The following is a 20776-nucleotide window of genomic DNA, read 5'->3' on the forward strand; positions in this document are numbered from 1 at the left end:
AATATTTAGTCTCTAAAACGTATTTTTATAAATTTTTCTTTTCATTCAAAAAAACATGTAGTATACTAACTTCAAAATCAGAGGAGAAAGGGAGCAAAGAACTATGCTTACTTATACAACTGTAGTTACATTTGCACAAAAACATCATCATCATACTTAACCCTTGAAACCTAGCGGAAAAATTACGCGTAGGTACAAGGGTTATTCCCGTTGTACCTACGCTTTGGCAAAGAGCCATGTAGGTATTTTTTATCTACATGGCTCTTTTTTTATTGCCAAAAATGCTAGTAAAAAATGATGTTTAAGCAAAACTTACTACAAAGGAGTTAACAAAAATGGAAACGAAAAAATGGGGATTATGGATTTTAACAGCTTTTGTTATCGGGAATATGGTTGGCGGTGGCGTATTTATGCTCCCAGCAAATTTAGCACACGTATCAGGTCCAATGGGATCTACACTGGCATGGAGTATTACAGGACTTGGTGTATTTATGATTGCACTCGTATTTGGAAATTTAGCAATTCGTAAACCAGAATTAAAAGCAGGACCACAAAGTTACGCCCAAGCAATGTTTACTTCTCAAAAGACAGGTAAAGTTGCAGGATATAGTATGGCTTGGGGATACTGGGCTGCTAACTGGGCTGCTACAGCATCTGTAATTATTTCCTTTGCAGGCTATTTATCAACATTCTTCCCAGTTTTACAAAGTAAGCAAATTCTCTTTTCAACAAACGGATTTTCATTAGAACTTGGAAAAGCTTTAACCTTCATAGTATGTAGTATGATGCTATGGGGAATTCAATATATTCTTTCTCAAAATATTGATAGAGCAGGAAATATGAACCTTCTTGCAACAATCGCAAAAATCATCGGATTTACAATGTTTATTGTAATCACATTATTCATTTTCAATGCCTCTAATTTCGGGGACGGTCAAACATTTATGAATGAAGCTGGACAACCTATTTCGTTGGGTGGACAAATAAATTCCGCTGCTATTGCAACACTTTGGGCGTTTATCGGTATTGAGTCAGCAGTTATGCTCTCTAACCGTGCAAAATCTCAACACGATGTTAAGAAAGCTACGATTTTCGGATTAATCATCGCTCTTCTTATTTACATGGCAATTACTCTACTAACAATGGGCGCTCTTCCACAAGACGCTTTAAAAGAGTCTCAAAAACCATTAGTAGATGCATTAAATCTAGCAATTGGTACTAAAGGCGCTTATATAATGGCCTTACTCGCACTCGTATCTTTATTCGGCTCTACTGTAGGATGGATCGTTGTTAGCTCAGAAGTACCTTACCAGGCTGCTAAAAATGGACTTTTCCCTAAGTTTTTCAGTAAAACAAATAAAAAAGGTAGTCCTTCAAAATCATTATTTATTACAAATGTGATGACGCAAATTTTCTTATTCTCAACGATTTCTGGTACTGTTTCAGAAGCATATAATTTCGCTATTGTTGTAGCGACATTAGCATATTTAATCCCGTACCTCGTTTCTACCTTGTACCAGTTAAAATTAGTTATTACGGGGGAAACGTATGATATAATGCCTGGATCTCGAGTAAAAGATGGGATCATTACTGCATTAGCATTTTTATATTCCTTATGGGTTATTAAAACGGGAACTGCTGATTTAAAAACATTCTTCTTAGGCATTGGTTTGTTTGTATTAGGTCTTATTCTTTATCCAGTTTTAATGAAAGATTCACAAAAAAAACAATAAAAAAGAGAAGCTTTTCGCTTCTCTTTTTTTATTAAAAATCAGTTAATAACTTTTCTTTTAGTTCCCCTATATCTAACGGTTTCGCATAATAAAAACCTTGTACAAAGTCGCAACTCATTGATTTTAATAAACTTTCTTGTTCTACCGTTTCTACCCCTTCAGCAACCACTAATAAATTTAAACTATGGGCGATTTCAATAACCGATTTTACAATCGTTCGCTCTGGTTGTGCATGATCATAATGAAACTCACGAATAAAATTACGATCAATTTTCACAATATCAAGTGGTAGTTGTTTTAAATAATATAATGAGGAATACCCTGTTCCGAAATCGTCTAAAGCAATTAAAATTCCCATACTTCTTAATTCTTGTAATGTAGCAATAATATAATCAAAATGACGTACAGCTATACTTTCTGTTATTTCTAATATTAAACGATTTGGCGGAAACCCTGTTCGCTTCAATATACTACGAACAGATAAAATAAATCGCTTTTGCATCAATTGTTGTATTGATAAATTAACAGATAACTTCAGTCCCTCTTGATAATCTGGTAAAGTTTTAAACAGTCGACATGACTTTTCTAGTACCCAGTCTCCTAGTTTTATAATAAGTCCACACTCTTCAGCTACAGGGATAAATTCACTTGGCGAAATAGGACCTTCTTCTGTCTTACAGCGTACTAAAGCCTCAATACCAGTACATTTCTTTGTTTTCAAATCAATAATGGGTTGTAATGCCACTTTTAATTCTTCGTCACGAATCGCTTTTTGCAAAGCAAATTCTATTTTCATTCTACGGTTTATTTTCGCACGTAATTCATCTGTAAAGAAGCACGCCACATTTCTTCCTTGCTCTTTCGCACTATACATGGCTAAATCCGAATTTTTTAATAACGTTTCAACGTCTTTTCCATCTTGCGGATAGGAACAAAGTCCTAGACTAGCTGAAATATATACTTCATGACCTTCAAGCATAAATGGCGCTTGAAAGCATGACAACACGGATGTCGCTAACTGCCTCATCTCATCATGTGTATGAGTTTTTGTTAACAGTACAAATTCGTCGCCACCAAGCCTAGCTAGAACATCTTTCTCTCCTAGCACATAATGCAACCGTGAAGCAACTTCGCTTAAAAGTAAATCTCCTATCATATGACCTAACGTATCATTCACTAATTTAAAACGATCTAAATCAAAGTAAATCATGCCAAACTCTATTTTCTCTGCAATCATCTTATTTACAGTCGTAATTAACTGTAAACGGTTCGGTAAACTTGTTAACGCATCATGATAAGCAAGTTCCCTATAACGACTTTCGCTTAATCGTAATCTTTGTTCTGCTTCTTTCCTACTACTTATATCATTTCGAATTGCAATAAATTGATAAGGTTCTCCCTTTTCATTTAAAAATGGAACAATTGTTGTTTTAACCCAATAATACGTACCATCTTTTGCTTGATTTCGAATTTCCCCCGTCCAAACTTTCCCACTCAAAATACGCTTCCATAGGATTTGAAAAAATGCTTTCGGATGATATCCGGAATTTAAAATACGGTGATCTTTTCCTATTAACTCTTCTCTTTTATATTTTGAGATTTTACAAAATTTATCATTCACATATGTAATAAGACCATTTCGGTCTGTAATAGCAACAATTGAAGACTCATCTAATGCTAATTTTAAATCTTGCAATGAAGAGTCATATAATGCATGACCTCTTTGTTCTAGCATGCGCACCTCTCCTTGCTTCCTATCTGACTAAAACACAACTCGTTTCTCTTCATAGAAATAGAGATATTTCATTTTCTAACAATACGCCTTTACATAAAATGAAACTTTAATCAGTGGGGGGTGTCCATCCCCCACTGATTATTAGCCTTCACCAATCGGGCTTTTATCTCCCACCTAACTTCCTCACATTCACCGAATTTTGAGGTGGGAGTCTTACTGCCCGTTAATGCGGGATAAATCACAATTTTTTTCTAAATAGGCCGATTAAAATAACATAATATTATTTATAAAAAAAAGCAATATGGTGCTGTTTTAATTATAGTAGAAGCTTCTCATCTCTCTACTTATCTAAGCTTATTATACAGTATTCTCTTACATTCTTTGAATTTGTAAAGTGACAATTTCATCACTATTAGCCTCTGCTCCCTACTAATACGACCTCACACCTAACCTCTTTTATTTCATTAAATGTTAAGATGTAAATCTAACTGCCGATACATAATGAAATAGAGATTAATATACAAAATGCAACGATTCACGAATACTAATATAAAGTGAAACTTTAATCAGTGGGGGGTTTACTACCCACAAATAGCGGGATAAAGCCAAAATTTTCATTTAACATATTGAATTATAATAACAACATATTAACATATTTTCACCTTGTTTTTGGAAATATTTTATAAATAAAGTATTAAACTAAAAAAGAGGATATCCTCTTTTTTAGTTTAATACTGATATGGTATTTGCTGATAACCCGGGTATGGCATTGGATATGGTGCTGGATACGTTACTGGGTACGGTGCTGGATAGTAGCCTCCACCTGCTGCACCCGTTAATGCGCCAGCTGTAAGCCCACCTAACATGCCTCCAGCAAAACTTCCTGGGAAAAATCCTCCGCCCCACGAGCCTCCACCCCAGCCCCATCCACCACCGTGATGATGATGATGATCATAATGATTGTGCCCACCATGGTGATTATGTCCGCCATTATGATGGTGCCCTCCATGATTATGACGATAATACAATCCATTATTTTCTATATAATTCATTATTCCCCTCTCCTTTCCATTTCCTCACCTTAATAAGAAGAATTCGCGTAATATGGATAACCCTATCCTGGGCTTCATAATGCACCTGCTACAAATCCAGGAAAGAAACCTCATTCCCTTTCCTATATAAGAGGCAAGGTTTTTGTCCCTCCTACACTGATCATTAACCAGCAAATAGTGGGATAACAACGTAACAATATACTGTATGTAGGACAAATGCGGAAAGTATATGACAAATGTCTATATTTTGTAAAAAAAACAAAACACTTTATAATAAGGATGTCAGATTATATCTTCTATTTAAGAAGTCTATATTTAAGAAAGATTAGAGGAATTATATAGAAATGAAGAAACCTATCGTTCAATTATTATTAATATTTACAATCGTATCTATCGTTCTTTTCCTATTAAATACATCGGTTATTTCTTTATATACGTTTGTTGGTGCTCTATGGTCCATCACAATCGTAGGAATTTCATTCGTTATTTTTATCGAAAATAGATCACCCCAAAGCACCTTAGCGTGGTTTTTAGTATTAGCACTTCTTCCTGTTGTAGGTGTACTTTTATACTCTATTTTCGGGCGTAGCCGTTGGAGAAGAAAAAAACATCTTCATCGTTCAGAAGAACAAAGAAAATTATTCCGCGAAATATTAGAAGGAAGACGACTAGAATTATCACTCACAGTCCCATTACATGAACGTTCTATACATTTAACAGAAGTCGTACAAAAATTCGGAGGCGGGCCTGCCGCGGATAGAACGACAACAAAACTTTTAACAAACGGTGATCAAACCTTTTCAGAAATTTTGAACGCAATCGAGAATGCAAAACATCACATACATATTCAATACTATATTTATAAATCTGATGAGATTGGTAAAAAAGTACGCGATGCTTTAATACAAAAAGCAAAAGATGGTGTTATTGTACGCTTCCTTTATGATGGACTCGGAAGTAATACGTTAAGACGACGATTTTTACAACCTATGAAAAAAGTTGGAATTGAAATTGTCGAATTTGACCCTATTTTTTCAGCTTGGTTACTCGAGACAGTTAATTATCGTAATCACCGTAAAATCGTCATTGTAGATGGAGAAATTGGTTTTACCGGAGGGCTCAACGTCGGTGATGAATATCTTGGTCGCTCAAAAAAATTCCCTGTTTGGCGTGATAGTCATTTAAAAATAGAAGGAAAAGCATTGTATAAATTACAAGCCATCTTTCTAGAAGATTGGCTTTATGCGTCTAGTGGATTGAATACTTATTCTTGGGATCAATTTATGAATAGACAATACTTCCCAGGAAAAGAAATTCCGGATGCAGAAGGTGCGGTGCAAATTGTAGCAAGTGGACCAAGCTCAGATGATAAAAGTATTCGTAATACATTACTAGCTATTATGGGCTCAGCCAAAAAATCTATTTGGATCGCTACACCATACTTTATTCCGGATCAAGAAACTTTAACATTATTACGCCTAAGTGCAATATCTGGCATAGATGTACGTATTTTATATCCTGGTAAGAGTGATAGTATTATTAGCGATCAAGCATCTCAATCCTATTTCACTCCACTTTTAAAAGCTGGTGCTTCTATTTACAGTTATAAAGATGGATTTATGCATGCAAAAATTGTACTCGTTGATGATACAATCGCAACAATTGGAACAGCAAATATGGATGTACGTAGCTTTGAATTGAATTATGAAATTATTAGCGTACTATATGAATCCGAAACCGTTCATGATATTAAACATGATTTTGAAGAAGACTTTAAACACTCCAATGAAATTAAATGGAACTCGTTCCAAAAAAGAAGTATCAAAAAAAGAATATTAGAGTCCTTTATGCGACTCATTTCTCCTTTACTATAAGCAATCAATGTGATATTGATTGCTTTTTCTTTTATATTTCCCCCTTCTCCTTTTCTTTGCATACCATATTAAAACAAGTTATCATAAGATGTATTACTTTATGAAAATAATGTTAGGTGGGAAATACATGTTAGAACAATTTCATATACATTCTGATTTAAAACAGCAGCTTTCTACAATTCATGAAAAGAATAAACAAGAAGCTGGTGAAAATGCACATTTAATTGGCAAGAAAATATATAAAGCATCTGATAACAGCATTATTGAAGATGCCATTACAGCACTTTTACTTGGTAAAAACATTCTATTAAAAGGGCCAACTGGTAGTGGTAAAACCGTACTAGCAGAAACTCTTTCTTCTTTATTCCAAAAACCAATGCATAGCATTAACTGTTCTGTCGATTTAGATGTGGAAGGTATTTTAGGATACAACACATTACAAACGAAAGACGGCGCATCTGAAGTTACGTTCGTTAACGGTCCTCTTATGAAAGCAATGAAGAACGGTCATTTCTTATATATTGATGAAATCAATATGGCAAAACCTGAAACGTTACCACTTCTTCACGGCGCATTAGATTACCGTAAAATGATTACAAACCCATTTACACAAGAAGTTGTATACGGTGATGACGAATATCGCGTAATTGCTGCGATTAACGAAGGTTATGTTGGGACAAGTGAACTAAACGAAGCTTTAAAAAACCGTTTCGTTATTATTGAAGTTCCTTACATTCAAGGTGATACATTAAAAGAGCTATTACTATCTGAATCAAAATTAAATGATGTTGCAACAATTGAAAAGTTCGTTGCATTCGCAAGCGATCTTATGCCTTTAGCTCGTGATGGGCGCGTAAGTGAAGAAGCCGCTAGTATTCGTGGCATTATCGATGCATGTGATTTAGGTGTATATATTCCTGTTATGCGTGCAATTGAACGTAGTATTATCGCAAAATTAAACGATGAAACAGAACAAATGACTGTCCGTGAATTAGCAGAAAGTTATTTCTTTGAGGGATAATTCATGAGACAAATTTTTAGTGACAAAAAAATTGATGCGTCGCTGTTTCTACAAATGGAAAACTTAATGTATGCTCTTCTAAAAGAAGACGATGCCTATCTTGAGTATGGCTATAAAGCATACTACGACGAAATTGAAAAAAAGGTTGTCATTAGTCACTTTTGGGATGATCGAAAAGAAGAGGATACAGTAATCGGATTAAAAAGCGAAGTGTTCTTAAAGGCACTTGGTAATAAACATTACTCGGACATGACTTTAATTCGTTCTTATGCGATTGAGTTACAAGAATCGCCTCTAAAAAAGTTTTTAACACAATTATTTGTTCTATTAGAAGATTTACGTGTTGAGGAAATCGTCAAAAATTTACGTCCTGGCACAAAGCATATTTTTAAACGCCGAAAAGAAATGTATCGCAATTACTTTGGCTCACAAAATGAAATAAATCGTGTTCGTAACTATCACGGTGATCGTCTATTTTGTCTATGCTATCTTTCATTAACGAGTGATAAATATGAAATGTTTAATAATGAATATTTCGAGCAAATTGAATCAATTTTGCATGAAACATTCCAAGCTCGTAATACGGAAGATATTATGTATATTGTTGAGAAAATTCGCTATCGTTTAGAAGGACTTCTTGAAAGTGATATGCTTAATAATTATTTCGGACATGCACCGCTTTATTTATCTGTTATTACAGATGAGAAAGACAGTCGCGCTGAAAAATTAGCAAATGATGATACGCAGCTCCTAGATGACGATGATAACAAAAACAAAATGGATGAAAGCTTCTCGACATGGCACCGTGAAAATAAAAACAATGAAAACGAGAACTTTTTACGCTTTGATTTAGAAAGCGGAACAAAAACAAATATGATGGGTGATACTGCTCGTGAATCAGAAGATGGTGACCAAGCACTTGGTTCTGTACAAGGTACTTCCCAAAAAAGTACACAATCTAACTTTGATGGTGCTGATACAGAGGAAGCAAGAGCGTCTCATGCTTCTAGCCAAAACGACGGTGCATACGGCAAGTATAATGTGGGAGCTTCTCATACATTTAAAGAAGCTCGCAAATCGAATACTGATGAGAAAAAAGATTACCAAGCTATCAAATCAGTCGTTAATAAAGATGTAAAAGAATTAAAGAAAATTATCGAAAAAACAATTGAAAACAAAACGAATGCAAACAGTGATAAATATTACGGAAGGCTTCGTAAGAAATTCCTTCGTATTTATACTGAAAAGCAGCCGCGTATGTTTTATAAAAAAGGACAAGAATCACAAGAGCTCGACGTTGCATTCCAACTATTAGTGGACTGCTCTGGTTCTATGTATAACAAAATGGAAGAAACGAAGAAGAGTGTGGTCCTATTCCATGAAGCTTTAAAATCTTTAAAAATCCCGCACGCTATTAGTGGATTTTGGGAAGATGCTTCTAGTGCTAAACCTGAAGATAAACCGAACGTTATCCATGAAGTTGTTACGTATAAAAACTCAACCTTACCAAACGTCGGTCCAGAAATTATGCAACTTCGCGAAGAAGAAGATAACCGCGACGGGTATATTATTCGTATCGTTTCCGAAAAGCTTGCGAAAAGACCAGAAAAACATAAATTCTTACTTGTCTTTACAGACGGTGAGCCTTCTGCGCTAGACTATCAACAAGACGGTATTTTAGATACGCATGAAGCTGTCAAACTTGCTCGTAAAAGTGGTATGGAAGTAATCGGAATCTTCATCGAAGAAGGCGAAGCGAAAGAAGCAACTTATCAATTAATGAAGAACATTTATAACCATCACTTCTTAGTTGCAAATCATGCTGAAGATTTACGCCTGAAGATTAAACCATTGTTGAAGAAACTATTACTGAAGACGATTGAATAGAAAACAGGAGCCTTGTGGCTCCTGTTTTTTCGTTCACTCACTGTGTTTCTGGTTGAAATTTATATGGAATGGCTACTTCTAACAATGCTTCAAATCCCCCATCGTAGAATGGGAATCGTTCATTTGCGATTGTCCGATCCACCCACTCGATTGCGGAAATTTCTTCTTCATCTTCTGCACCAAGTTCACCTGTTACAATATTTGCTCGGAATGTAAAAAACAACGCATGATTCCCTGGTTCTTCAAAGAATTTTTCATTGATCGCAACAAGTCCACCTGCCGCAGCAGTTAAACCTGTCTCTTCTTTCACTTCTCTTACTAGTGCTTGCTCTAACGTTTCTCCTTTTTCAACAGCCCCGCCTGGCAATGACCAAACGTTTTGTTCTATATTATGTACCATTAATATTTTATCTTTTTCGCTATCGTGTATTAATGCATATACAACATCAACTCTTTGCATGTTGCTTTTCTCCCTTCCTAAAATAATTAAGAGCCAATTCCTAAGAATCGGCTCTTCCTATTAATTCATTACTAACTCAGATGCGAGCTTTTTTTTTAACTTAGCCAGCATATCAGTTGTCATTCTGTCTAAATCATATTCTGCTTTAAAGCCCCACTCTTTCATTGCTGCTGTTGCATCAATAGAGTTCGGCCAGCTATCAGCGATTGTTTGACGAGCTGGATCTACTGCGTAATCCATTGTAAAGTTCGGAATGTGTTTACGGATTGATGCTGCAATTTGCTCTGGTTCAAAGCTCATTGCTGTAATGTTAAACGCATTTCTATGAACTAGTTTATTTGGATCAGCTTCCATTAATGAGATGATTGCTTGTAAAGCATCTGGCATATACATCATGTCCATGTATGTTCCTTCTGCAATGTATGAGGTGTATGTACCTTTTTTAATCGCCTCATAATAAATTTCAACTGCATAGTCAGTTGTTCCGCCTCCTGGAGGAGCTACGTAAGAAATTAAGCCTGGGAAACGTACACCGCGCGTATCAACGCCAAACTTTTGATGATAATAATCACATAATAATTCTCCTGCTACTTTGTTTACCCCATACATCGTAGTAGGACGCTGAATTGTATCTTGTGGTGTATTATCTTTTGGCGTTGATGGACCAAATGCACCGATAGAACTTGGCGTGAAAAACTTACAGTTTAATTCACGTGCTGCTTCTAATGCATTTACAAGTCCGCCCATATTTAAATTCCAAGCAAATAACGGATTTTTTTCTGCAGTTGCTGAAAGTAAAGCCGCTAAATGAATAATTGTATCTACTTCATTACGCTTTGCAATATCATGTAATTTTTGTCCATCCGTTACATCTAACGTTTCAAATGGACCAGACGTTACTACTTCACTGTCTGTTTCACGAATATCTGTTGCAATAACATTTGATGCGCCGTATACATCACGAAGTTTCATTACTAGTTCAGAACCAATTTGCCCTAAAGAACCGGTTACTAGAATTTTTTTCATTTTTCCCACTCCCCATTTGCAAGCTATTCAAAAGATGTCGTTACTTAAATGATACCCATTTCTTTCCCTACTTTTTCATACTTACGAACTGCTTCATCTAGCATTTCTTTCGTATGAGCTGCTGTAGGCATATTACGAACGCGTCCCATTCCTTTTGCTACGGTTGGGAATACGATAGATTTTGCGTAAACGCCTTCTTCATTTAGACGTTTACTAAATTCTTGTGTTAATACTTCATCACCAATAATACAAGGTGTAATTGGTGTTTCACTTTCTCCAATGTTAAAGCCAAGTTCTTTTAACCCTTGTTTTAAATAGCGACCATTTTCCCATAAACGATCGTGTAACTCTGTGCTTTCCATTAGAATTTCAATTGATCTCATACAAGCAGCTGCATCAGCTGGTGTTAAAGCTGTTGAGAATAAGAATGGACGTGAACGCACTTTTAACCAATCGATTAAGTTTTGTTTCCCAGCTACATATCCACCAATTACCCCAATTGCTTTTGATAATGTACCGATTTGGAAATCAACTTTATCAGAAAGACCGAAATGTTTTACAGTGCCTGCACCTTTGCCAAGTACACCTGAACCGTGTGCATCATCTACATATGTCATTAAATCCAGCTCTTCTGCAATTTCAACAATCTCTGGTAATTTTGCAATATCTCCATCCATTGAGAAAACACCGTCTGTAATAACCATTAATTTATTATAAAGACCTGATTCTTTTGCCTCGATTGCTTTTTTGCGTAAATCTTCCATATCAGAATGCTTATAAACGATGATTTTCGCTCTTGATAGACGACTACCATCAATAATAGATGCATGGTTTAATTCATCTGAAAGAATCGCATCATTTTTATCCATAACAGCTGAAATCGCTGCCATATTACAGTTAAATCCTGATTGATAAGCAATTGCTGCTTCTGTATGTTTAAACTTTGCAATTGTTTCTTCTAATTTAATATGCAAATCTAAAGTACCGTTAATTGTACGAACAGCTCCTGCTCCAACGCCGTACTTATGAATTGCACCAATTGCTGCTTCTTGTAAGCGATTATCAGTCGCTAATCCAAGATAGTTGTTTGAAGATAAGTTAATATATTCTTTTCCGCCAATTGTAATAATCGGTCCATTTGGACTTTCAAGCGGATCAATTACGTTATAAAGCCCCTTTGATTTTAAATCCTCTAAATTTTCTTCTAAAAAGTTTGCAAGTGTTTTACTAGACATCGTGAAGCCTCCCATCGTTCATGTAAGCGGATTATTATCTTAATAGTTCTAATAATCCCTCTACTAGCTTAACACGTTTTCAGAATTTATTATAGAAAAATAGTTTAAAGAAACCGCTTACAATTTCAGATTATATATGATTCATTACAAGAAATCTATCATTTACTTTTCATATTTGATAGAATTAAAAAAATATTTAGGAGGCTTTTAAAATGGCATTTACTGAATCTGATGTATATAATAACGAAGCATTTTTTGAGCAATATATGAAACGAAGATACCGCGAAAATAGCCCGAATGAATCGATTGAAAGGCCGACATTCTTTCAGCTCATTGGTAATGTACAAGGAAAGAATGTTCTCGATTTAGGTTGTGGTGACGCTAAATTTGGCGTGGAATTATTAGAACATGGATGCCACTCTTACACTGGTATTGAAGGCTCCGAGCTTATGTATGAAAAAGCTAAAAAACAACTAGAAAATAAAAATGGCACCGTTCATTTTTTAAACCTCAAAGACTACACATACCCTCCTTCTACTTTTGATTTAGTAACATCTAGACTCGCCTTACATTATATTGAACACCTTGATATCATTTTTCAAAATGTGTTTCAAACTTTAAAAACAAACGGAACCTTCACCTTTAGCGTTCAACATCCCGTTATTACCTCTTCATTTGAAAGCTTGCAAACGAGTGGTAAAAGAACTAGTTGGCTCGTCGATGATTATTTCAAAACAGGAAAACGAGTTGAGCCATGGATTGATCAAGAAGTTATTAAATATCACCGGACTACGGAAGAATATTTTACATTATTACAACAAGCAGGATTTACGATTACAAACTTAAAAGAAGCTACACCAAATCGAAACTGTTTTCAAGATGAAGAAGAATATGAACGACGTTTACGTATTCCCCTTTTTCTATTATTTTCTTGCCGAAAATAAAGTGAAACTTTAATCAGTGGGGGATGTTCATCCCCCACTGATTATTAGCCCTCACCAATCGGGCTTTTACAGGCAGTTGATCCCCCAACCAGCTTCTTTGCTTTCGCTGAATTTTGAGATGGGGATCTTACTGCCCTCAAATAGCGGGGTAAAAAAGACGATGAATCCTCATCGTCTTTTTTCGTTATCTCATCGCTTGAACAGCCTCTTTAAGTACACGTCTTCCTCTTCCATGTGGGATACAGAGCGGTGTCCCGAATAACGGATCAGCGCTTATTTGACACTCCATACGGAATACATCCCGAACTAACTTCTGGTCAATAACTTCTTCTGGTTTACCTTGCGCATATATTTGTTTATCTTGAATAGCTACAATATTGTCTGCATAACGACATGCCAAATTTAAATCGTGCAATACCATAACAATCGTTCTTTGCTCTGTTTCATTTAATTCGAATAATAAATCTAACACTTCAATTTGGTGCGTCATATCTAAATATGTAGTCGGCTCATCAAGCAAAATAATATCTGTATCTTGTGCAAGGGTCATTGCAATCCAGGCACGTTGACGTTGTCCACCTGAAAGGGCATGAACATCACGCTCAGCAAATTCTGTCATACCCGTTGCAGCAAGCGCTTTTTGTACCATTTCCTCATCTTTTTCGGACCATTGCTTCAGCCATGTTTGATATGGATAACGTCCTTGCTTTACAAGTTGCAATACTGTAAGTCCTTCTGGAGCTTGTGGCCCTTGCGGTAAAATTGCCATTTGGCGAGCAATTTGCTTCGTTTGCATACTTTGAATTGCTTGATTATCTAACAAAATGTCACCGGTTGTTGGCTTTAATAATCTAGCTAGTGAACGTAATAAAGTTGATTTCCCACAACCGTTAGAACCGATTAAGATTGTAATTTTCCCTTTTGGAATTTCTAAATTCAGCTCATCAATAATAATCGTTTCACCATACGACAGCGTCAAGCGTTTCGTCTCCAATGCTTTTTGCATATTAATCTCCCTTTATGAATTCCGACTTTTATAAAGTAAATAAATAAAATAAGGTGCACCAATTGCTGATGTAAATACCCCTGCTGGAATTTCAAGTGGTGTGAAAACTGTACGCCCAATTAAATCTGCAGCGAGTACTAGAATTGCACCGATAATCGCCGCAACTGGGAGCAATGCACCGTAGAAAGAGCCAACTAATCTTCGCGAAATATGAGGTGCCATTAAACCAACAAATCCAATTCCTCCTGCAAAGGCAACTGCCCCGCCAATTAAAGCTGTACTAAGTAACAACATAAATACACGCGACTTCGTTAAAGGAACACCAAGTCCCACTGCTATATCATCCCCTAGCTCTTGTGCATTTAAATGTCTCGCAGCGATAAATGATATTGTCGTTAAAATGAGAACCCACGGCGCAAGTACCATAACATTTTGCCATGAAGAACCGTAAACAGTACCTGTGATCCATACATTCGCTTGACTTGCTTGATAAATTGGTGCTAACAACATAAATAAAGTTGTTGCTGCTTTCGTTAATGCCCAAAATCCAACACCAATTAAAACAAGACTAATCGGTGATAACCCGTCATTTCTCCATGCAAATAAATATACAAACAACGCTACAATCGTTGCACCAGCAAAAGCTGCTAATGGCATATAATGAATGCTTACTGTTAGCGCATTATTTTTATCACTAAATATAGCTAAAAATAGTACAACTGCAACACTTGCCCCGCCCGTAATCCCGATGATATCAGGAGAAGCCAGTGGATTTCGAACGAGCCCTTGTAAAATACAGCCCGCTACAGCAAGTGCGATTCCTACAAGGATGGCAATTAAAATACGCGGCATACGAAATTTATTTACAACCATATTTGACATCGCATCGCCATTTCCCGTAATCGCTTGCCATACATCATAAGGAGCAATTTTCATATCTCCCATACCTGCACTCGCAAAAAATAATCCTATTAAAACAACTAGTAAACTAAACAAGACTAGAACAGCTCGTTTATACATTAAAAACGAGAGCACACCTTTTCCTATACGAAACGGAATATACTTCTTCATTTGCTAAACCCTCTCTTACGTGCAATATAAATAAAGAATGGGGCCCCGATAAATGCTGTCATAACCCCTACTGGTACTTCTTGTGGCATAATGACATATCTAGCTGCTATATCAGCTAAGAGTAATAGTATTGCACCTAACAATCCGCTATACGGTACTCTCCACCTGTGATCTACTCCAACAAGGAATCTGGCAAAATACGGAGTAACAATACCAATAAATCCAATTGGACCAGCGACCGCAACTGAACCACCAGACAGCAATACAATAATAAGTAGTACGAATGATTTCGTTAAAATTGTTCGTTGTCCAAGTCCTTTTGCAACGTCTTCCCCCATCATTAATGTGTTTACTTTCCCTGCCATCATAAGAGATGCGATCCAGCCTATTAATAAATATGGGAATACAGATTGTAAAATTTCTAACTTTCTTCCTTGCACAGATCCGGCAAGCCAAAATAACACTTCTTCAAATGCTTTTTCATTTAAAACAAGTAACCCTTGTGTTAATGATGAAAATAACGCACTGATTGCAACACCTGCTAACGTTAACTTAAGAGGTGTTGTCCCTTCTTTTCCTAAAGAACTAGAGGCGAATACAAGTACTGCTGCAACTGCCGCTCCTAAAAAGGCAATCCAAGTGAAAGCCGATAAAGACGTAACGGAAAAAAGTACAATTGCTACAACTATAAAGAACGCAGCGCCTGAATTTAATCCAATAAAATCTGGAGAAGCAAGCGGATTCTTTGTTAAAGTTTGCATTAAACAACCCGCAATGGCTAAACTAGCACCAACACTAGCTGCAATTAATGCCCTTGGTAGACGCACATTTTGAATAATAATATGTTCATTGGAACCATTAAAATGAAAAAAAGCATCTAACGCTAATTTCCAACTCGTATTTGTATACCCGAAAATAATACTTCCCCAAATACAAATAACGACTGCAATGATTCCAACAAATAATCCAATCCATTTTGCTTGATTTGTTTTTAATAACATGCAGCGTTTCCCCTTCAATGTATAATGATACGTTGTAAGTGTATTTCAACTTAATTCTCATTGTCAATGATAATGAGAATTATTTTCATTGACAAATGGACCATGAAGTATTACTATCATGCTTGCTATTGAAAAAACTTCTCAGTATGTAGGGGGTACATAATGAAATTTATGCGAAAGAACTCGTTTACAGTATTTGTATTTTTACTAGCCTTTTCATTACTTTTAAGTGCTTGTGGAAAATCAAATACTAAAGAGGAAACAAAAGAAGATACGAAAAAAGAAATGATTACGGTTGAACATGCAATGGGTAAAACAGAAGTTCCTGCTAATCCAAAACGTGTAGTTATTTTAACAAATGAAGGAACTGAAGCTTTACTTGAGTTAGGGGTAAAACCAGTTGGTGCTGTAAAATCTTGGACTGGTGATCCGTGGTATCCACATATTAAAGACAAAATGAAAGATGTAAAAGTTGTTGGTGATGAAGGACAAGTTAACGTTGAAACAATTGCTTCTTTAAAACCTGACTTAATTATCGGTAACAAAATGCGCCACGAAAAAGTGTACGAGCAACTAAAAGCAATCGCACCTACTGTGTTCTCTGAAACATTACGCGGTGAATGGAAAGATAACTTCACATTTTATGCAAAGGCTTTAAATAAAGAAAAAGAAGATCAAAAGGTTTTAGCTGATTACGAAAAACGTATGAAAGATTTGAAAGGCCAACTTGGCGATAAAGTAAATCAAGAAATTTCTATGGTACGTTTTATGCCTGGTGATGTTCGTATTTATCATGGCGATACATTCTCTGGTGTTATTTTAAAAGAACTTGGATTTAAACGTCCTGGAGATCAAAACAAAGATGATTTCGCCGAACGTAACGTATCTAAAGAGCGTATTTCGGCAATGGATGGCGATGTATTATTCTACTTCACATTCGATAAAGGCAATGAGAAAAAAGGTTCTGAACTAGAAAAAGAATATATAAACGATCCTCTCTTTAAAAACTTAAATGCAGTAAAGAACGGAAAAGCATACAAAGTTGACGACGTTATTTGGAATACAGCTGGCGGTGTAATGGCTGCTAACTTACTACTAGACGACATTGAAAAACGCTTTGTTAAATAATACATCTCTAGCCAACTCCCTCCAACAGAGGGAGTTGTTTTTTCAATTCACTTAAATGTCACATTATTTCATTTTGTATTTTTATTCCCAATATGTTATATTATAAAAGTAAATAAAATATTTTTTCTCTATATCAGAATAAATATTTTAATCTAAATTTTCTGATTAATCACTATTTTGAATTCGTTTAGAATTCAATTACTACATTTGAAAACGCTTATTATCGAGTTTTCAGGGCAAAATACAATAACGGTTGAAGAAAAATAGAACTTTTTTAGAAATTTTCTTTCTATTTCCATATAATTCTATTGACTTCTAAATATTTTGTAAATTAAAATGATTACATAAATATCCGTTATACAGGATTAGGGGGAAACAAAAATGGATGCAGCTTTAAAATTAGACAAAGCTGGAGAGCAACAATCACCAAAAAAACATCCACCAGGGTTGTATTTGTTGTTCTTAACAGAAATGTGGGAAAGATTTAGTTACTATGGAATGCGCGGCCTTTTAGTTCTTTATTTAACAACTGCTGCTGTTAGTGGCGGATTAGGATTTGATAAAGCAGTCGCAGTGCAATTATACGGTACTTTTACAGCGGCAGTATATTTCATGCCAATTATAGGCGGATGGCTAACGGATCATTATATTACAAGACGTCATGCCATTACTCTCGGCGGAATTATTATGGCAATCGGCAACTTTGTACTATTCTCAATGAATACAAAAACAGGACTACTCCTTGGATTAATACTATTAGTTATTGGTAATGGATTCTTCAAACCAAATATTTCTACACTGTTAGGTGAATTGTATGGTGAAAATGATTCACGTCGTGACAGTGCATTTACTATCTTCTATATGGGTATTAACGTAGGTGCTTTCTTCGCTCCACTTATTTGTGGATTTTTAGCAGAAGATTTCTTTAAAACAAGCGCTAATGGCGTTATTGTTATGGGATATAAATACGGATTCTTAGCAGCTTGTATCGGTATGATTATTGGACAAATTGTTTTCAACTTATTAGCTCCTCGTTACCTTGGTAAAGCAGGAACAACAGTTGTCGGTAAAAAATCAAAAAATCAACCTGTAATCGAAAAGAAACCTTTAACAAAGCAAGAGAAAAATCGTACTTGGGCAATTGTAATTTTAACTTGTTTCGTAGTATTCTTCTGGGCAGGATTTGAACAAGCTGGTAGTTCTCTAACACTTTATACAGATAAATTTGTTGATCGTACAATTTTCGGTTGGGAAGTTCCAACCTCTTGGTTCCAATCAGTTAACCCAGCATTCATCGTACTACTTGCACCATTCGTATCTATGTTATGGTTAAAACTTTCTAAAACAAAACGCGGTGATTTAAAAGTGCCAACAAAAATGGCATTAGGTATGATTTTACTAGGTATAGGTTACCTTGCTTTAACATTAGCAGTTCTAAAGACTGGAAGTAGTGAAGCAGATATAACTGTAAAAGCGAACTTATTATTCATCGTTATCACTTATCTCTTCCATACAATTGGTGAGTTATTCTTATCACCAATCGGTCTATCAATGGTAAGTGCGATTGCTCCTGTAAAATTAGCATCATTACTAATGGGGGTATGGTTAGCTGGTACGGGTATGGCTAACTGGTTAGCAGGTAAACTTGCTTCATTTACACAATCATTAGGATACCTTGAAGTATTTGCAAGTATCGGTATTATCGTTATCGTCTTAGGATTTGTACTCCTTCTCTTCTCTAAAAAAGTTGCGAGTATGATGGAATAACACAAAAAAGACGCTTCTAAAATTAGAAGCGTCTTTTTTATTATTTCTCCTCTAAAGCCGTCACGTCCACATGAACGCTCTCATCAGGATTAGATACGTCATACACTTGAGCAACTCCGCTCTGCTCGTCACAGCTCTCAATCCATACTGGTACGCCTTCATATGTAACGTCAATTCTACTTGAAGAAGATAAGATTTGTTTCACACGTGTCACATCCATACTACTATCCCTCCTTTTTCTTACTACACTCCTTTCTATCTTTTCATATCCCTTCAGAATATATTCCGTCAATTTAGTACTTCAACCGATAGTTTGTTTCTTTCTAACGCGCTAATATATACGCTCTCAAATCTTCCTATTATTAGATCCTTTCCAAATAAAAAAAGACGTATATTTCACACGTCTTCTTTCCATAATATTCAAAAATTAAGAAAATAATGTTTTTACTACTTCACTTACTTTATCGTTATGAATTTGATAGTACACTTCTAACCCGCGTCTCTCAAAGCGTACTACTTTATTTTGTTTTAATTTCGTTAAATGCTGCGAAACAGTTGATTGCGGAATTTCTAATACCTCTTGTAATTGTGTTACATTACATGTTCCACGCTGCATCAGTTCCATTACTAAACGTAGACGAAGTGGATGAGCTAATGCTCTTAACATCTGTACGTCTTCTTCTGAAATACGACAGTCAAATTGGTTTTGGTTCATAAAATTCCCCTCATTTTCATTTTTTATTTTCTCTTTATTTATTTATATATCTGTTCTTATATTTCCTGTTACGACATAACTTTATCAACCTATAATGCTGAGAAAATTTTCCGACTTTTATCAGCACACAGTTCAAGAAAAAATCCCACCTGATTTTGAATATTATACTATATGATACAATAAAAAAGCAAAACAAAGGGCTAGCAATACTTTGCTTACAAACGTTGTTTTATCAGGCTTTTTGTTATATTTTCACCTTACTGAAATGTACAGTAATGATATTGTAAAATACCGTCCATAATTGATAACCTATCGTAAAGTAATTTGACCATATTTAACCACTTTGTTACGATAAAAAGGAAATTTAAGTAAGGAGGATGATGTAATATTAAAAAATGGTTTATTATTGCGTTAATTAGCATTGCCGTTGGCTGGACTATTATCGATCACTTCCTATTAGACAACAAAGAAGATATAGCTTCAAAATCAAACACCCCCATTGGAACTGAAGTTGGCAATGTTGCCCGCAATTTCCTTCTAGAAACAACCACTGGTCAAGAAGTTCGTCTTACAGACTATAAAGGAAAAAAAGTAATATTGAATTTTTGGGCAAGCTGGTGTGGTCCATGCAAAATAGAAATGCCTGATATAGAAAAGTTTTATCACGATACTAAAGATATGGGGATTGAAATTGTCGCTGTAAATGCGACAGCTACTGAAAAAGACCCGAACAATGTAAAACAATTTCTTGAAGAAAACAAATATACCTTTCCCGTCCTATTAGATCAGAAAGGACAGGCAAGTGCCGCATATCAAATTATCAGTATTCCAACATCTTTTGTCATCGATTCAAACGGTGTCATTCAATATAAGCATGTAGGACCAATGACATATGAAAAAATGAAAGAATATGTAAATAATTTATAGAAGCGTAATCAAATCAATTTGATTACGCTTTTTGTCTACTTTATGAACAAAATGTTACTTTTAATACTATTATGGAATAATTATACTTTTTCACGTTGACAATAGTGTTGAAGGAGAATATACTAAGCATGTAAGTTGATTGTGAATTGTTTCACAAATAATGTGAATTTCTTCACATACAATAGATAGGAGTT

Annotated in this window: 18 protein-coding genes; 8 read left to right on the forward strand and 10 right to left on the reverse strand. The window is 35.4% G+C overall.

The window, feature by feature from the left end; genetic code table 11:
* Positions 1-335: 335 nt before the first annotated feature.
* Positions 336-1733: an amino acid permease gene (locus tag I6L50_RS01635; RefSeq protein ID WP_219300222.1), complete on the forward strand. Its 1398-nt coding sequence runs from the start codon at positions 336-338 to the stop codon at positions 1731-1733.
* Positions 1734-1764: 31 nt separating this feature from the next.
* Here the strand turns inward: I6L50_RS01635 and I6L50_RS01640 are convergent, their stop codons facing one another.
* Both I6L50_RS01640 and I6L50_RS01645 read right to left on the reverse strand, forming a co-directional pair.
* On the reverse strand, positions 1765-3468 hold the full coding sequence (locus I6L50_RS01640) for a putative bifunctional diguanylate cyclase/phosphodiesterase (RefSeq protein WP_219300224.1): 1704 nt from the start codon (positions 3466-3468) through the stop codon (positions 1765-1767).
* A gap of 728 nt (positions 3469-4196) precedes the next feature.
* Positions 4197-4520: a hypothetical protein gene (locus I6L50_RS01645; RefSeq protein WP_016097214.1), complete on the reverse strand. Its 324-nt coding sequence runs from the start codon at positions 4518-4520 to the stop codon at positions 4197-4199.
* A gap of 344 nt (positions 4521-4864) precedes the next feature.
* On the opposite strand from I6L50_RS01645, the gene I6L50_RS01650 reads away from it, so the two are divergent.
* From I6L50_RS01650 to I6L50_RS01660, 3 genes are all read left to right on the forward strand, one after another.
* Positions 4865-6394 (forward strand): cardiolipin synthase, encoded by a 1530-nt coding sequence (locus tag I6L50_RS01650; RefSeq protein WP_113937895.1) that lies wholly within the window; start codon positions 4865-4867, stop codon positions 6392-6394.
* Between the two features lie 127 nt (positions 6395-6521).
* Positions 6522-7415 carry an ATP-binding protein gene (locus tag I6L50_RS01655; protein ID WP_000892986.1) on the forward strand — a complete coding sequence of 298 codons (894 nt, stop codon included), beginning with the start codon at positions 6522-6524 and terminating at the stop codon, positions 7413-7415.
* Positions 7416-7418: 3 nt separating this feature from the next.
* Positions 7419-9302, forward strand: a complete 1884-nt coding sequence (locus I6L50_RS01660; protein ID WP_219300226.1) for a vWA domain-containing protein — start codon at positions 7419-7421, stop codon at positions 9300-9302.
* A gap of 37 nt (positions 9303-9339) precedes the next feature.
* On the opposite strand, the gene I6L50_RS01665 is transcribed toward I6L50_RS01660, so the two are convergent.
* From I6L50_RS01665 to I6L50_RS01675, 3 genes are read right to left on the reverse strand one after another with little or no spacing between them, the layout of a single operon-like run.
* On the reverse strand, positions 9340-9762 hold the full coding sequence (locus I6L50_RS01665) for an NUDIX hydrolase (protein ID WP_219300228.1): 423 nt from the start codon (positions 9760-9762) through the stop codon (positions 9340-9342).
* Positions 9763-9822: 60 nt separating this feature from the next.
* Positions 9823-10788, reverse strand: coding sequence for an L-threonine 3-dehydrogenase (locus I6L50_RS01670; protein WP_002125175.1), 966 nt, complete (start codon positions 10786-10788; stop codon positions 9823-9825).
* A 44-nt stretch (positions 10789-10832) separates the two neighbouring features.
* Positions 10833-12023 (reverse strand): glycine C-acetyltransferase, encoded by a 1191-nt coding sequence (locus tag I6L50_RS01675; protein WP_219300230.1) that lies wholly within the window; start codon positions 12021-12023, stop codon positions 10833-10835.
* A 212-nt stretch (positions 12024-12235) separates the two neighbouring features.
* Between I6L50_RS01675 and I6L50_RS01680 the strand changes: the two genes are divergently transcribed.
* The gene (locus I6L50_RS01680) at positions 12236-12967 is read left to right on the forward strand and encodes a class I SAM-dependent DNA methyltransferase (protein WP_219300232.1); all 732 of its coding nucleotides are present in this window, start codon (positions 12236-12238) and stop codon (positions 12965-12967) included.
* Positions 12968-13151: 184 nt separating this feature from the next.
* On the opposite strand, the gene I6L50_RS01685 is transcribed toward I6L50_RS01680, so the two are convergent.
* The 3 genes from I6L50_RS01685 to I6L50_RS01695 are packed head-to-tail and all read right to left on the reverse strand — an operon-like array spanning position 13152 to position 16045.
* A complete protein-coding gene (locus tag I6L50_RS01685) occupies positions 13152-13973 on the reverse strand; it encodes an ABC transporter ATP-binding protein (protein ID WP_219300234.1) in 822 nt (273 codons plus the stop codon).
* A 12-nt stretch (positions 13974-13985) separates the two neighbouring features.
* Complete coding sequence (locus I6L50_RS01690) at positions 13986-15044, reverse strand: FecCD family ABC transporter permease (RefSeq protein ID WP_219300236.1); 1059 nt, start codon at positions 15042-15044, stop codon at positions 13986-13988.
* Positions 15041-16045 (reverse strand): FecCD family ABC transporter permease, encoded by a 1005-nt coding sequence (locus tag I6L50_RS01695; RefSeq protein ID WP_219300239.1) that lies wholly within the window; start codon positions 16043-16045, stop codon positions 15041-15043. Before I6L50_RS01695 ends, I6L50_RS01690 begins: the two co-directional genes overlap by 4 nt.
* Positions 16046-16207: 162 nt before the next feature.
* On the opposite strand from I6L50_RS01695, the gene I6L50_RS01700 reads away from it, so the two are divergent.
* Both I6L50_RS01700 and I6L50_RS01705 read left to right on the forward strand, forming a co-directional pair.
* Complete coding sequence (locus I6L50_RS01700) at positions 16208-17173, forward strand: ABC transporter substrate-binding protein (RefSeq protein WP_219300241.1); 966 nt, start codon at positions 16208-16210, stop codon at positions 17171-17173.
* Positions 17174-17554: 381 nt separating this feature from the next.
* A complete protein-coding gene (locus I6L50_RS01705) occupies positions 17555-18940 on the forward strand; it encodes a peptide MFS transporter (protein WP_016093355.1) in 1386 nt (461 codons plus the stop codon).
* Between the two features lie 40 nt (positions 18941-18980).
* On the opposite strand, the gene I6L50_RS01710 is transcribed toward I6L50_RS01705, so the two are convergent.
* Together I6L50_RS01710 and I6L50_RS01715 are read right to left on the reverse strand one after the other, a co-directional pair.
* Complete coding sequence (locus I6L50_RS01710; RefSeq protein WP_002091002.1) at positions 18981-19160, reverse strand: acid-soluble spore protein H; 180 nt, start codon at positions 19158-19160, stop codon at positions 18981-18983.
* Positions 19161-19367: 207 nt separating this feature from the next.
* Positions 19368-19655 carry an ArsR/SmtB family transcription factor gene (locus I6L50_RS01715; RefSeq protein ID WP_001075217.1) on the reverse strand — a complete coding sequence of 96 codons (288 nt, stop codon included), beginning with the start codon at positions 19653-19655 and terminating at the stop codon, positions 19368-19370.
* Between the two features lie 498 nt (positions 19656-20153).
* Here I6L50_RS01715 and I6L50_RS01720 point away from each other — a divergent pair, with 498 nt between their 5' ends.
* Positions 20154-20582 (forward strand): TlpA disulfide reductase family protein, encoded by a 429-nt coding sequence (locus tag I6L50_RS01720; protein WP_219301282.1) that lies wholly within the window; start codon positions 20154-20156, stop codon positions 20580-20582.
* Positions 20583-20776 lie beyond the last annotated feature (194 nt).

The organism is Bacillus sp. FDAARGOS_1420 (genome assembly GCF_019344915.1).
GTDB classification, from domain to species: domain Bacteria; phylum Bacillota; class Bacilli; order Bacillales; family Bacillaceae_G; genus Bacillus_A; species Bacillus_A mycoides.